11 protein-coding genes are annotated in these 13,832 nt (G+C 44.8%); 9 read left to right on the top strand and 2 right to left on the bottom strand.

The features are described from left to right. The first annotated feature begins 82 nt into the window (after positions 1-82). From F752_RS0108625 to F752_RS23760, 4 genes are all read left to right on the top strand, one after another. Entirely contained in the window at positions 83-3,226 is a 3,144-nt protein-coding gene (locus tag F752_RS0108625) for a SusC/RagA family TonB-linked outer membrane protein (RefSeq protein ID WP_017731328.1), read from the top strand. Between the two features lie 25 nt (positions 3,227-3,251). Further along, on the top strand, positions 3,252-4,613 hold the full coding sequence (locus tag F752_RS0108620; RefSeq protein ID WP_017731327.1) for a RagB/SusD family nutrient uptake outer membrane protein: 1,362 nt from the start codon (positions 3,252-3,254) through the stop codon (positions 4,611-4,613). Positions 4,614-5,075: 462 nt separating this feature from the next. Then, positions 5,076-5,639 carry an IS110 family transposase gene (locus F752_RS23765; protein WP_040664482.1) on the top strand — a complete coding sequence of 188 codons (564 nt, stop codon included), beginning with the start codon at positions 5,076-5,078 and terminating at the stop codon, positions 5,637-5,639. Further along, complete coding sequence (locus F752_RS23760; RefSeq protein ID WP_051049883.1) at positions 5,624-6,064, top strand: IS110 family transposase; 441 nt, start codon at positions 5,624-5,626, stop codon at positions 6,062-6,064. The genes F752_RS23765 and F752_RS23760 overlap by 16 nt, the downstream gene beginning before the upstream one ends. Positions 6,065-6,686: 622 nt before the next feature. On the opposite strand, the gene F752_RS0108600 is transcribed toward F752_RS23760, so the two are convergent. Then, complete coding sequence (locus F752_RS0108600) at positions 6,687-8,576, bottom strand: amidophosphoribosyltransferase (protein ID WP_017731325.1); 1,890 nt, start codon at positions 8,574-8,576, stop codon at positions 6,687-6,689. Positions 8,577-9,291: 715 nt separating this feature from the next. Here F752_RS0108600 and F752_RS0108590 point away from each other — a divergent pair. Continuing rightward, positions 9,292-10,368 carry an endonuclease/exonuclease/phosphatase family protein gene (locus tag F752_RS0108590; RefSeq protein WP_040664490.1) on the top strand — a complete coding sequence of 359 codons (1,077 nt, stop codon included), beginning with the start codon at positions 9,292-9,294 and terminating at the stop codon, positions 10,366-10,368. An 87-nt stretch (positions 10,369-10,455) separates the two neighbouring features. Here the strand turns inward: F752_RS0108590 and F752_RS0108585 are convergent, their stop codons facing one another. Continuing rightward, complete coding sequence (locus tag F752_RS0108585; RefSeq protein WP_017731322.1) at positions 10,456-10,827, bottom strand: hypothetical protein; 372 nt, start codon at positions 10,825-10,827, stop codon at positions 10,456-10,458. Positions 10,828-11,009: 182 nt separating this feature from the next. Between F752_RS0108585 and F752_RS0108580 the strand changes: the two genes are divergently transcribed. From F752_RS0108580 to F752_RS0108560, 4 genes are all read left to right on the top strand, one after another. Further along, positions 11,010-11,363, top strand: coding sequence for a single-stranded DNA-binding protein (locus tag F752_RS0108580; protein ID WP_017731321.1), 354 nt, complete (start codon positions 11,010-11,012; stop codon positions 11,361-11,363). Between the two features lie 392 nt (positions 11,364-11,755). Then, positions 11,756-12,205, top strand: a complete 450-nt coding sequence (locus F752_RS25295; protein ID WP_017731319.1) for a J domain-containing protein — start codon at positions 11,756-11,758, stop codon at positions 12,203-12,205. A gap of 162 nt (positions 12,206-12,367) precedes the next feature. Further along, on the top strand, positions 12,368-12,802 hold the full coding sequence (locus F752_RS0108565; RefSeq protein WP_152425076.1) for a DUF3828 domain-containing protein: 435 nt from the start codon (positions 12,368-12,370) through the stop codon (positions 12,800-12,802). Between the two features lie 431 nt (positions 12,803-13,233). After that, positions 13,234-13,832 (top strand): IS110 family transposase (locus tag F752_RS0108560; RefSeq protein WP_017731317.1); only part of this gene is annotated, 599 nt, incomplete at its 3' end.

The raw sequence follows: 13,832 nt of genomic DNA, 5'->3' as shown, positions 1-13,832 counted from the left end.
TAACAAAATAGCAACCTTTTAATAAGCATGAATTCTATATTTTAGATTGTTCAAAAATTTCACTTTACCTAAACACTAATATATGAAAAGAGTATTTCTACTAACATTTTCCTTTTTGTTTGTGCTCATGGCGAACAGCTGGGCACAGTCAAGAACAGTTACGGGTACCGTAACTTCTGCCGAAGATGGCATAGGACTTCCCGGGGTAGCCGTACTGGTAAAAGGCACCAGCACGGGTGTAGTTACCGATTTTAACGGCGAATACCGGGTTACGGTCCCTTCTCCCGAAGCAGTTTTAAGTTATTCATTTGTAGGTTTTATTCCACAGGAGGTAGTGGTTGGAACCCGCAGTACAATTGATATTGTGCTTGAACCGGATGTCAAGCAATTGTCAGAAGTAGTTGTGGTGGGTTATGGCACCCAGCTAAAGCAGGATTTAACCGGCAATGTGGCCAATATTTCTGGAGAAGATATTGAAAGCACCCCGGTACCTACTTTCGAACAGGCCCTGCAGGGTCGTGCCGCCGGTGTACAGATAAGCTCCATGAATGGTAAGGTAGGCCAGGGTATGAATATTCGTATACGCGGAGGTTCATCCATTTCTGCCAGCAACGAGCCTCTGTATGTAATTGATGGAATACCTGTTACGTCGCAAAGCCCGCCATCAACAAGCGGAGCACCCACCAGCCCGCTCGCTGATATTAACTTCAATGACATCGAATCCATCCAGATATTAAAAGATGCCTCCGCTGCAGCTATTTACGGCTCAAGGGCTGCAAATGGGGTAGTGCTTATTACCACTAAACAAGGGGTAGCCGGCGAAACCAAATTTAATGCAAGCGTACAGTATGGGGTAAGCAGACCTACAGGACGCAGGGAGTTTTTGAATGCGGCTCAATATATTGAGCTGTTTCAGGAAGCAGCCTGGAATAATGATGTTCGTGATGGCTTTTTTGCTGATGTAGTGAATGCAGAAAACCCTGCACTTATCCCTGAAAATATTGAGAACCACCCAGACTACCAGTATTCCTGGCTGGAGTATATGCATGGCACGTTTGATTACCTGGCTGGAGATACAGACTGGCGGGCACTTGAAACAGACACCGACTGGAATGATATTGCTTTTCAGGATGCCAGAGTCCAGATTTATGACCTCTCCGCACAGGGAGGAACTGAAAAAACACAGTTTTACGCCAGCGGTGGCTACAGCGATACAGACGGTATTCTGATAGGCAACCGCTTTGAAAGGATTGCCGGACGCCTGAACCTGAACCATGAGCTGGGCGAGCGTTTCGACCTGGGCCTGACGGTAGGGATTTCTAAAACAAATAACTTCCGGGTATCAGACGACAACCAGTTTGCCACACCTCTGCAGCTTGTTGCCCAGGCGCCTATTACACCTGTACGGGATAAGGAAGGCGTTCTCTTCGATGACTCTTTTAACCCGGCCATGTTCTACTATCCTGCAACCGTTGAGCTGGAGAATTCAAGCTTCCTTACCTCCACTTACCGGAACCTCGTAAGTGCAAATATAGTGTACGAAGCAACAGATCACCTTTCCATTACCGGAGAGTATGGCTTTGACCTGCTCACGCAAAATGAAGACCGCTACCAGGATGACCGCACCATAGCCGGCCGCTCGGTAAATGGCTACGGAAGTGCCAGCTGGACCAGAATATTTAATGCTACCAGCCGTGTTTTTGCAACCTACGCCAATTCCTTCGACATCCACAATGTGGACCTGACAGGTGGAGTTGAGTTCCAGAGTTCAGAAATGGATTATTCTTATGTGGCAGGCCAGGGCTATCCGGTTGAGGACCTGCAAAAAGTAGCCTCTGCCGCAGAAATTGTTGCCGGAGAAACTTCTCTGACAGAATTTACCTTTCTTTCCTATTTTGCCCGAGCCAACTATAAACTGCAGGATCGGTACCTCTTCTCTATCAGTGGACGTGTGGATGGATCTTCACGCTTTGGTACGGAAAACAGGTATGGCTTTTTCCCGGCTGCTTCAGCAGGCTGGATCATTTCAAATGAAGGCTTTATGGACAATGATGCCATCAGCTTCCTGAAGTTAAGAGCAAGCTACGGTGTGGTAGGAAATGCTGAAATTGGCAATTTTGAACACCTGGGACTTTATGTGGCAGAGCCGTATGGAGGCGTGTCAGGACTTCGTCCTTCTCAGTTCAGGAACCCTGGCCTCGGTTGGGAAACAACTGCCCAGTTTGATGTAGGCGTTGATTTTGGCTTCTTCAACGACCGCCTTACCGGTGAGGTTGACTATTACCAGAAGAACACTACCGACCTTCTGCTAAGAGTACCGCTTCCTGCTACAACAGGCTATGAAGATCAAACCAGAAACCTGGGCGCCCTCACTAACCAGGGATTTGAACTTGCGTTGGATTACCACATTGTTACTGGCAGCGATTTCCACTGGTCGGCCGGACTGAACCTGGCCAGGAACATAAATGAAATTACTGACCTTGGCGACCAGGATATTATCGACAATGGCAGCTCAAGCTACCTGAATGTGGTGAAGGTGGGAGAACCGATTGGGGTATTCTACGGACCGGAATATGCGGGAGTAAACCCGGCAAATGGCGATGCCATCTGGTTTGTAAACGGCGAAGCAACAGCCGATGGAGAAGCCATCTTTGAACAAAACGGCCGCCTGGTAACCAACAACTACAACTTCGCTAATAAAGTAGTTTTGGGAAATCCTAGTCCCGAGTTCTTTGGTGGACTGAGCAACAGCCTCTCTTATAAAGGTTTAGAGCTGAATGTACTCCTCCAGGGCGTATACGGAAACAAAATCTTTAACGGCGGAGGTACTTATATGTCGGCCAATGCCCGTTATGAAGATAACCAAACAATTGACCAGCTGGCTCGCTGGCAGAAGCCGGGTGACATTACCGATGTTCCCCAGGCGCGTCTTTACAGCAACAATGGTGCACAGGCATCCAGCCGCTATCTTTCAGATGGTTCGTACCTGCGCCTGAAAAGCGTTACGATTGGATATAATTTACCTGCTGACTTCTTAAACAGGTATGAAATTGACAGGCTCCGTATTTTCCTCTCAGGCCAGAACCTCCTTACCTTCACCGGTTATGAAGGCTGGGATCCGGAGGTAAACACGGATTATCTTGCAAGCAATATCTTCCTGGGTAATGATTTCTATGCAGCACCTCAGGCCAGAACGGTTACTCTGGGGGTGAAATTCGGATTTTAAACTTAATTAACTTAACTGTTATAACATGATAACAAAATTTAAGAATTATATAACGCTATCGCTGGTTGGCTCCTTCCTTGCACTGGGAGCCTGCGAAGACAGGCTTAATATAGAGCCCGCGCAGGCTGTTTCAGATGAACTTGTACTGGATACTGATGCCCGTGTAAAGGCGGTACTGATTGGTGCATATGACATCTTATCGGACGGTGACCTTTTTGGAGGAGGGATACAGATGAATGGAGAATTACTGGCAGCAGATGACGAACTTATCTTCTCCGGTACATATGGCGACCCTTCGCAAATCTGGCGGAAGGAAATTACGACCACCAATTCCGATGTGGCAGACTTCTGGATGGACAGCTATGCAGCGATCAATGTGGTAAATAACGTCCTTTCCGCCCTTGAGGTAGTAGACGAAGAAGACAGGGCTGTAGTAGAAGGCGAGGCTAAATTTATCAGAGGTCTTCTTTATTTCGAACTGGCCAAGTTTTTCGGCCAGCCGTACAGTGCCGGCAACACCACCACAAACCTGGGTGTTCCAATTGTATTAGAACCGACTGAAGAGATAAATGAGTCTGTTAATGTGCCGCGTGCAACGGTAGAGGAAACTTACAACCAGGCAATTGCCGACCTTAAAGATGCCGAAGAACTTCTTCCAATAGTGAATGGAATCTATGCGAATAAAGTGGCGGCCGCTGCAGTGCTTTCCAGGGTTTATTTGCAGCAGCAAAATTATGTTGAAGCCAGGGATGCAGCAAATCGTGGTATTGAGTACGCGGAAGCTTACTTTAACCTGGTGCCTAATATCGAAGATGCATTTAACCAAACAGCAAATTCCCAGGAAGATATTCTTGCTATACAGGTAACCACACAGGATGGAACAAATGCTTTAGTTACCTTTTTTGCTACCAAATCAGCAGGCGGGCGTGCTGATATTGAAATACAGCCGCTTCATTTCGAGCGCTACGAAGAGGGAGATTTGCGCGCAGACCTCTTTTATTCAGATGATGAAGGTGTACGTACAGAAAAATGGTTTAACCAGTTTGCCAATATTCCCCTTATCCGTCTGGCAGAGCTCTACCTTACACGGGCAGAAGCAAATGAACGCCTGAACACTGAAGTGGGGGCCACACCAGCCGAAGACCTGAACCTGATTCGCGTGCGGGCCGGCCTTGAACCAATTGAGGACCCTACACTGGAAGACATTATCAATGAACGTTTTGTAGAGCTGGCATTTGAAGGGCAAAAGATTCATGACATCAAACGCCTGGAGATGGAAGTTGATGGGTTTGCATATGACGCAGAATTACTGGTGTACCCAATCCCGCAGCGTGAAATTAATGCCAACCCTGCCCTAGCAGGTCAGCAGAACCCGGGGTATGAATAAAAATCCTTTATTATAAATACAGAAAGCTACAGAATATTTCTTCTGTAGCTTTTTTTATGTCCGGTCTTTTGGCGGCCTCTCCCCTCTCTTTTTGCCGTGCTTTTCCAGACAGGACATACAAAAACCTTATAGCCCCCTATTCCATAAGGCTATGTCTGATGAATCAACATTTTGTGTCACACTAAGTTTGAGGAGAGGAAAAAGTTGGAGAAGTTACAGAAGATTATTTGGTTTGCCTGAATAGCAGGACGCTGCTCCCAGATACAAGCAGAAGGAACAAGAATCCAGGTTGTCATTAGTCATCAAGACTCATCGGCATGCTATTCCCTTCTGCTACTTTTTACTAAGCCAGGACAATTCATTAGGTCAAAAGAACCTGTTTTAAGTATAGATTGGTCTGGTAAAAAGCTTTACCTGAAAGCAACGGCTGCATTTATCATCAACAGTAAAGATAAAAAAGAAATGCAGGAAGCAAAACTCACTATTGTAGGAGTAGATATCTCTAAAGCTTATTTTGATTTTTATTTCACAGCTCATGATGGAAAGAAAACCAAGGGCAGGCTTAGCAATGATAAAGAAGGATTCAAAGCCCTTATCAAAATGATTTCTTCTGACTGCTGGATAGTAATGGAAGCTTCAGGTCCTTATTACTATCAACTGTCTTGTTCCCTTTATGAGAAGGGAGTTAAAGTTTCAGTCATTATTCCACTGGTGATTAAAAGATTTATGCAGATGCAGCTCAAAAGAGTCAAAACAGATAGTGCTGATGCAGAAAGTATCGCTGCCTATGGAGAACTCGTGGAGCTAAAGCCATGGCAGCCTTTGAAGGAGAACTATCTGAAAATCAAGCAGTGGTATACCATCAGAAAGCAGCTGGTAAAGCATCTTTTAGCCACTACACAGCAAAAAGAGGCATTTCTGGCGACAGGTAAGCTCGATAGTAAAATCAGAGCTGCACTGGAAGAGGAAATAATGCAGCTAAAAAAAAGATCAGCAGCATCGAAAAGCAGATGGAGGAACTTATAGAAGAGGAAAATGGTGCCTTAAAAGAGCAACTGGAATCTATTCCTGGCATAGGGCCAAAGACCAGCCTGCTATTGATCGTAGCTTTAAGAGGATTTGAGAACTTCCAGAATTATAAGCAGGTAATCTCTTACTTGGGCCTCTCACCCAGAATCTATGAATCAGGCTCTTCAGTAAGAGGAAAAGCTAAAATATGTAAAATGGGAATGGCGGAAGTCAGGAAATGCCTCTACATGGCTGCCCGGTCTGCCAAGCTCTACAACAAGACTTGCAAGGAGCTTTATGAAAGGCTCAGAAAAAAAGGAAAAGCCCATAGAGTGGCTATGATTGCCGTAGTAAATAAACTGCTAAAACAGGCTTTTGCTATTGTAGAAGCAGGTAATTTATATGAAAAAGATTATCAACCAAAACAACTGGAAACAAAATAAAATCCTGGCACTTAACTTGACTTTGAACACAATTCATGCTGAGGTTAGCGGACGCCGTGCGGGAAGCATCTTTCTACGTAAGATAGTCTCCTCCTAAACTTTAAGCTGTGAAGGATTTCTCCTACCGCCGAAATGATAAAATCAGAGGTAAAGGTATTCATCAGACACAGCCAAATCAAAATGAAGAACCACTCTCTGAAATATTTCGCCAAAGCTCCGGTTAAAGCTGTTTACTAAAATAGATTTCATCTGAAGAGCCACCTATCCCCATGTGAAATAAAAAAAGCCGCCGGAATTAACCGGCGGCCTACATCGCTACATTTCCAACTTTAACCACTTATTATGAATCAACAGCGATGATGTTTTTATACCATCTTAATAACGATTATATCTGCCCATAAGTATTCACTTATTCACTAAAAAGTAACGAGAGAGAAAACCTTCGTTGAGGATGGGAAAAATTATTTCACAAAGGTAACATCTTGGCGCTGCCTTTCAAAGCTTTCTTTCAGGAATGCCATAAAATTTACACAACCGGCAAAAATGAAGGATAAGCTTGCAGAATACAAAGCAAAAAGCAGGCTCAATGGCCTGCTTTTGCATATTAACAGACATCTGTCGCTTAATAAGCTCTTACGGCTTTTCCTTCCATAAAGTTCATGAATGCACGATTTACTACCTTATTCCCACCTTTTGTCGGATAGTTACCGGTAAAATACCAGTCACCAATGTGGTTAGGGCAGGCAATATGCAGGTTTTCTACCGTCTGGTAAATAACTTCGACTTCTGCCTTTATTTTTTCTGACTTAATGATTTCGGCAATTTTACGGCTGATTTGCTCATCGGTAAAGGGTGCATAAATCCTTTGGGCAAAATTGGCAATTTCCGGATTCTCTGTATGGGCCACACATTCGTCATACACATCGTCGAGCACATTTTCCTGCTTCGTTTCTTTTAGAAGTGCCAGGGCTGCCCGGAAGGCGATAAAGTCTTTCATCCGGCTCATGTCAATGCCATAGCAGTCGGGGAAGCGAATTTGCGGGGCAGAGCTTACGATAATGATCTTTTTAGGGCCCAGCCTGTCCAGCATGGTAAGAATACTTTTTTCGAGCGTGGTACCCCGTACAATAGAGTCGTCGATCACCACCAGGGTATCCACTCCTTTTTTAATTACCTCGTATGTGGTATCATACACATGTGCCACCAGCTCGTCGCGGTGTTCGTCGTCAGTTATAAAGGTGCGTAACTTGGCATCCTTAATCACCAGTTTCTCGATGCGCGGCCGGAAAGAAAGCAACTGCTCCAGCTCTTCCGGAGAATAGGCCTCTTTATCCTGCAGGTACTTTTTACGCTCATTTACCAGGTGGCTTTCCAGCCCGTCGATCATCCCTAAGAAGCTCACTTCAGCGGTATTCGGGATAAAAGAGAACACGGTATTTTTAAGGTCGTAATTAACCGCTTCGAGAATTTGAGGCACCAGCAGCTTTCCTAAACTCTTCCTTTCCTGGTAAATATCCGGGTCGGTACCGCGGGAGAAATAGATCCGTTCAAAGGAGCAGCTCTTCTTCGGCAGCAGGTCAATAAACTGCTGCTGCTTATACTCGCCCTGCTTGTCGATAATGAGCGCATGGCCGGGGAGCACCTCCTGAATTTCGTTATAATCTACATTAAAGGCGGTTTTAATCGCTGGCTTTTCGGAAGCGACCACTACCACCTCCTCATCGGCATAAAAATAAGCCGGGCGAATACCTGCCGGGTCGCGTGCCACAAAAGCCGCGCCATAGCCCGTCATGCCCGCCATGGCATAGCCGCCATCGAAGTCGCGGCAGGCCCGCTGCAGTACACGGCCGAGGTCCAGCTCCCGTTCAATCATTTCGGTAATCTCTACATTGTTGTAGTCGTACTTGTACTTGTCGAACAGCAGTTGATTTTCTTCATCAAGAAAATGGCCGATTTTTTCCATTACGGTAACAGTGTCGGCTTTTTCTTTCGGATGCTGACCAATTTTTATCAGGATATCGAATAGCTGATCGACATTGGTCATATTAAAATTGCCGGCCACCACCAGATTCCGGCTTCGCCAGTTGTTCTGGCGAAGGAAGGGATGGCAGCTTTCTATGCTGTTTGTGCCATGAGTTCCATAGCGGAGGTGCCCCAGCCACACTTCACCGGTATAGGCATAGTGCTCCTGCATATATCTGGCATCGAGGTAGTTGTCGCCTGACAGCTTCTTCGCCTTCTTCATCTTCTTCCCTATTTTCCCAAAAACTTCGGCAATAGGCTGCTGATCTACAGAGCGGTAGCGGCTGATATAGCGGTGGCCGGGCGGCACATCAATTTTAATGTTGGCTACTCCTACCCCATCCTGCCCGCGGTTGTGCTGCTTTTCCATCAGCAGGTAAAGCTTATTGATGGCATAAGTAGGCGAACCATACTTATCGATATAATATTGAAGCGGTTTCCGGAGGCGGATCATGGCAATTCCGCACTCGTGTTTAATTTGCTCGCTCATGGATTAATATATAGGGTCTATCGTATTTGGTCTTATTCCGCAAACCTCCCTCAATGAGAAGGCTTTTCCGGATATGCTTAACAGAACATGAAGTACGCAATCTTCAGCTAATAAAACAAAGCAATATTCAGATTAACAACACTTCCCAGCAACAGATAATTTCCATTTTCACTTCTCTTTGGTGCAAAATCCATTAGGTAGCTATTTTAGGTTATAACTTTGCAAAGGTACACCACTTCCTGAGGGGGCAGACTGGCTTTTTAGTTTATCACCCGGTGATAAATGCTCGAATTTTTTACCCACCTTTTAAAGTTAAGAGGTTATCAATGCCCGGAGAACACAAAACCTATCAGCATATTTAAGCCATTTGTTTTTAGTATCGAACAGGGTTGAAAGGAAAACCACTTAGCAGGAGCTGAAGGAAAGGCTAAAACATATAGCCCCAACGGCAGGCACTTCCGTTGCAGGAATCATTCCAAACCTGCATATTCCTCGGGCAGAAATCTTCTCCCTTCTCTGCTTCATTCTGCTTATATAAAGTAGTAGTTTGAATGAAGGTGTAGTAAAAAAGGCACCTAAAGCTAAAAAAAAGATCTCCCACCACCACACAAATACCTGTCCTTCTGCAGGTTAAATACGCCTATTTCTTTTCAGGCCCAAATGCGCCAACTTCTTTCTGCTGATGCCGTTAAATATAAAAAACCTCTTTAGCCGAATGGACTATTTTCAAACTGCCTTGTATATACTTGGCAGCCTGTTTATTATTTTCACCCTTATCCCTTTTGTAAGGAGCGATTACTGGACCTTCCGGGTTTTTGAGTTTCCGCGTGCCCAGAAGCTGGTCATCGTTTTTTTTATTCTGCTGGCTTTTATCTGGTATACAGGACTGAATAGTGGCATGCAACAGCTGTTTTCAATTTTACTCCTACTCAACCTGCTGTACCTGGTTTACCAGGTGTTTCCTTTTACGCCCCTCGCGCCAAAGCAAATGCTGTCCGCCACTAAAAAGGGAACGGGAGAAGACTTCCTGAGCATAATGGTAGCGAACGTATATCAATATAACCGAAGGGCCGATAAATGCCTCCACAGGATAAAGAAACATGCCCCGGATGTGGTACTTCTGGTAGAAACGGACCAATGGTGGAAAGAAGCCGTTAATGAACTGGAAGAAACTTACCCCCATCGCGTTCTCCACCCGATAGAGAATACCTATGGCATGATGCTGTATTCCCGGCTTCCGCTGGAAGGAGCGCAGGTAGAGTATTTAATTAAAGAACATATCCCCTCCATCCATACCCGCCTCATTCTCCCTTCAGGCGAAAAGGTACAGCTTTACTGCATTCATCCGGAACCTCCGGCACCGCAGGAAAATGTTAGGGCTACAGAACGTAATGCAGAAATACTAACGGTAGGTAAAATGGCCAAAGCATGTAAACTTCCGGTAGTGGTATGCGGCGATTTGAACGATGTTGCCTGGAGCCATACCACCAAACTCTTTCTTAAAACCAGTGGCCTGCTCGACCCAAGGCGGGGACGGGGCTTTTATAACAGCTTTCATGCAAAGCTCCCTTTAATGCGCTGGCCGCTCGACCATTTCTTCTGCTCCAGGGAGTTCAGGCTTATTCAGCTAAAACGGCTGGAGCCGATTGGTTCCGACCATTTCCCTATGTTCATCAGGCTTTCGCTCGAACCGCAGGCGAAGGACGAGCAGGAAGTAATGCATACTTCTCCGGAAGAAAAAGAGGAGGTAGAGGAAAAAATCGAGAAGGCGGAGGAATCCAAAAGCCATTAATGCTGGAGTATCTTATAAACAGCACCTGGCTTTTTCCATTACTAGTCCAAAAGTTAAGAGCTTCCAGTTAACAGAAACAGGCAAGACCTACTCGATGTACTCCTGCCGAATTACCAGGGTTACGTAGTCTGAATCGTGCAGAATATAGCCCTGGTCGTAACAGAAATAATAAGTATTTCCACTCTTGGTCTGGTACAAATTAGTAAAATAGCTAAAGTTAAAACCCTTTCGTTCCAGCACAGAGCGGTGCACATTGGTTTTTCCCGTGGTATTAACTGCTGCCAGTATTCTCCTGTTCTTGCGCAGGGTGTGGTTAACATTTCGCATCAGGTTATTCAGGCTACTGTTCTGTCGGTTGTTATAGCTGGTTCGGCACTCATCCCCACAAAATTTTTTATCTGCCCGGCCTTTGAGCGCTGCCTCGCACTCGATGCAGTATCGTTTACTTTCAGTTTCCATTGATATCGATATCTATGCAGAAGTAGTTTCCTGCAGCCTTTCGCCTAAAGCACGCCCCTTAAGCGTGTGCAATCGTTTACAAACGTTTACAATCGGCTACAAATGCTTACTATACGACTACACACTTCAGTCTGCTTTAGTTTTGTGTTATCATAATTTTTAACCTTAAAACACAAATAAAGATGAACCAGCTTAAAAATCGCGTACAACTCATCGGCCGTCTGGGCCATGATCCGGAAGTTAAAAGCCTTTCCGGCGGAAAAGTAGTGGCCCGCTTTTCACTTGCCACCACTGAAACCTACAAAGATGCGGAAGGGAATAAAGTGAGTGATACCCAGTGGCACCAGGTGGTCGTGTGGGGAAACCTGTGCAGTATAGTAGCCGCTTACCTGAGCAAGGGCAAAGAGGTCATGATTGAAGGAAAACTCAGCTACCGCACCTATGAAAACAAAGAAGGGCAGAAAGTACAGCAGGCAGAAATTATAGCAAAGGATTTACTAATGCTTGATAAGCCGGTAAAGCAGGAAGCCGCCTAGGGCCCGCGAAGCGGCATGGCACGTGTTGACAGCAGGTATCTGCACCGGTAGTAAGCCAACTGCCGGTGCATTTTCCTTGATCACTTACTTTCATCAGGATTCCAGCGCAGCCAACCCACTAAAGAATGTACGGCAACAGCTTCTCTTTTACCCTTCCCCTAATCAGCATTTGAGAAGTGATTAATAAAGGCAAAAGCTGCAATGGCATCACCATCCGAAGCAACATAAAAGCCGGCACTCGTGAACCACAAATCGGCTGCAGCCAGCTTTCCTTTTCAGCTTGGAACTAGAAGAGAATTATTATAACTTACCACACAAAGACCACCAAACCATATGGCGGAAAATAACAAGTGCACTTGTTATTTTCCAGTAGTTGGTGGGCATATTAAGACATGATAAAAGATTACTACAAAATCCTCAAGGTTGACAGACATGCAACCAATCTAGATATAAAGAAGTCATATCGAGATTTAGCTATTCAACTTCATCCAGATAGGAATAAAGCAGATAATGCTCATGATGATTTTGTAGAATTAAATGAAGCATTCCTGATTCTTTCGGATGAATTCAAGCGGAAGAAATATGATATATTGTATGACCACTATTTAAATCCATCGCCAGCCGGATTAAATAATCCCGGAAAGGAAGAATTTGAGTCAATCAGAAAGGAAGCTCGAAAAGAGAGTGAAAAGATAGCTGATTCAAATTTTTACATGTTTACAACAGAATTGCTTTCTGAAATGGTGGGACAGGCATTGTTCTCCGGATTAATTGACGGATTGGGAGCTGTTCTAAAGGGGACGGGAGAAATTATTGGTGACGCATTATCTAGCTTGGATTAAAAAATATACGCCCACCAACCCCAAAAAATAACTACGGCTGGTTTATTGGAGTAGCAAAGTTCACCGCCATTCATTATCTTGATGTATGCAGACAGTGAGCTGGCGATTTACCGCAGCCGCATTTATTTTTCATTCCGTTAGCCCTCATTTAAACCAAACGAAATGAACGTAAAGCAACTCGTAATTTGCCTAACCTTTAGTTTGACCTTTATGAATTCAACCATTTCTTTGGCGCAGAGTCATGACAAAGAGGACCAGATTGTTGAGATGCTGAGAAACTTTTATGATAGCTATCTGACCGAAATTGAGACATCAATGGACCAGGAGAAGTTGGATTCTATCAAAACCCGCTACTTGACATCGGATTTTATTGAAAAGCTTGATACTTTGGAATTGCATTATGACCCATTCATTAATGCTCAGGACTTTGGACCGGACTTAGCCAAAAAACTGAAAATAACAAAAGAACCGGATTCAGACGGAATTTATATTGTATCCTATCCAGACAGCTATAACGGCATGTTGACAGAGATAAAATTACATATCGTTCAGGAGCATAACTCATACCAGATAGGCTCAATCTTAAACTTGGAATGAGAATAAAAAAATAAACGAGGGCTAACCACAAAAAACATCAAAGGCTGGTTTGCTGGAGTAGCAAAGTTCCGCGGCATTCATTACCTTAATGTATTCTGAAATTTGGCCGGCGATTTACTTCAGCCGCTGCTATGTTTAAAAACGTTGGTCTTTATTCCCCATTTTTCGAGGAAAATAATTTCGTAGGGTAACGTTTACGTAGACTCCTGATGGCTCTATGCAAGATCGATTTTAAACTGATGCCGAAAAGCTCGTGCTTAATTCTGACGGTTCGCCGCTGCGATTGGAATGTAAAAAGCCTCTGGTACTCTTACTACCAAAGGCTTTGTGGTAATTTCAGTGGTGGCACTTTCGTGACCCCGTTCAGAATAATTACTTTACCTAATATACATTTCCTTAGAGCCATTTTCTAATCTTTAACAGATTTAGTTATGGGCAAGAGGAAGTTAAAACTAGATGTAGTCAATCCCCATGCAGCAGGGATTGATGTGGGAAGTAGGTCCCACTTTGTTGCTATCAATCAGGAGGTGGATGATGTTCGTGAATTCGGAGTGTATGCAGAAGACCTCCGGGCTTTAGTTAAATGGCTCCAGGACAGCAGGGTGACTTCAGTAGCGATGGAATCCACCGGCACCTACTGGCAAAGCTTATTCACAGAGCTTCAGACGGCAGGTATAGAGGTAGTGCTGGCCAATGGCAAGTTTACAAAGAACATCAAAGGCAGGAAAACAGATGTAATGGACTGCATCTGGATTCAGAAGCTACACACCCTGGGGCTTTTAAGCAGTAGCTTCTTACCCGATGAGGCAACAGAAAAGCTCAGGACCTACTGCCGACACAGAGCAGAGCTGATTGCTTCTGCTGGCAAATGTAGCCTTCGCATGCAGAAGAACCTTCGCCTACTTAACCTCAGGCTAGATGTAGTGGTGAAGGATATTACCGGCCTTACTGGATTGAAAATAGTAGAGGCAATCTGTTCAGGTGAAACAAATCCTGCAGTTCTGGCCGCCTTCCGCCATGGGAACTGCAG

The organism is Nafulsella turpanensis ZLM-10, from assembly GCF_000346615.1.
GTDB classification, from domain to species: Bacteria; Bacteroidota; Bacteroidia; order Cytophagales; family Cyclobacteriaceae; genus Nafulsella; species Nafulsella turpanensis.
This window is presented reverse-complemented; position numbering and strand designations above follow the sequence as displayed.

What these genes read in the sequence shown, in the direction of transcription:
- F752_RS25295 (WP_017731319.1), top strand. Translation starts at nt 11,756, where the DNA reads ATGATAAAAGATTACTACAAAATCCTCAAGGTTGACAGACATGCAACC.
- F752_RS23760 (WP_051049883.1), top strand. Translation starts at nt 5,624, where the DNA reads ATGGAGGAACTTATAGAAGAGGAAAATGGTGCCTTAAAAGAGCAACTG.
- F752_RS0108565 (WP_152425076.1), top strand. Translation starts at nt 12,368, where the DNA reads ATGAACGTAAAGCAACTCGTAATTTGCCTAACCTTTAGTTTGACCTTT.
- F752_RS0108580 (WP_017731321.1), top strand. Translation starts at nt 11,010, where the DNA reads ATGAACCAGCTTAAAAATCGCGTACAACTCATCGGCCGTCTGGGCCAT.
- F752_RS0108590 (WP_040664490.1), top strand. Translation starts at nt 9,292, where the DNA reads ATGGACTATTTTCAAACTGCCTTGTATATACTTGGCAGCCTGTTTATT.
- F752_RS0108600 (WP_017731325.1), bottom strand. Translation starts at nt 8,576, where the DNA reads ATGAGCGAGCAAATTAAACACGAGTGCGGAATTGCCATGATCCGCCTC.
- F752_RS23765 (WP_040664482.1), top strand. Translation starts at nt 5,076, where the DNA reads ATGCAGGAAGCAAAACTCACTATTGTAGGAGTAGATATCTCTAAAGCT.
- F752_RS0108620 (WP_017731327.1), top strand. Translation starts at nt 3,252, where the DNA reads ATGATAACAAAATTTAAGAATTATATAACGCTATCGCTGGTTGGCTCC.
- F752_RS0108625 (WP_017731328.1), top strand. Translation starts at nt 83, where the DNA reads ATGAAAAGAGTATTTCTACTAACATTTTCCTTTTTGTTTGTGCTCATG.
- F752_RS0108585 (WP_017731322.1), bottom strand. Translation starts at nt 10,827, where the DNA reads ATGGAAACTGAAAGTAAACGATACTGCATCGAGTGCGAGGCAGCGCTC.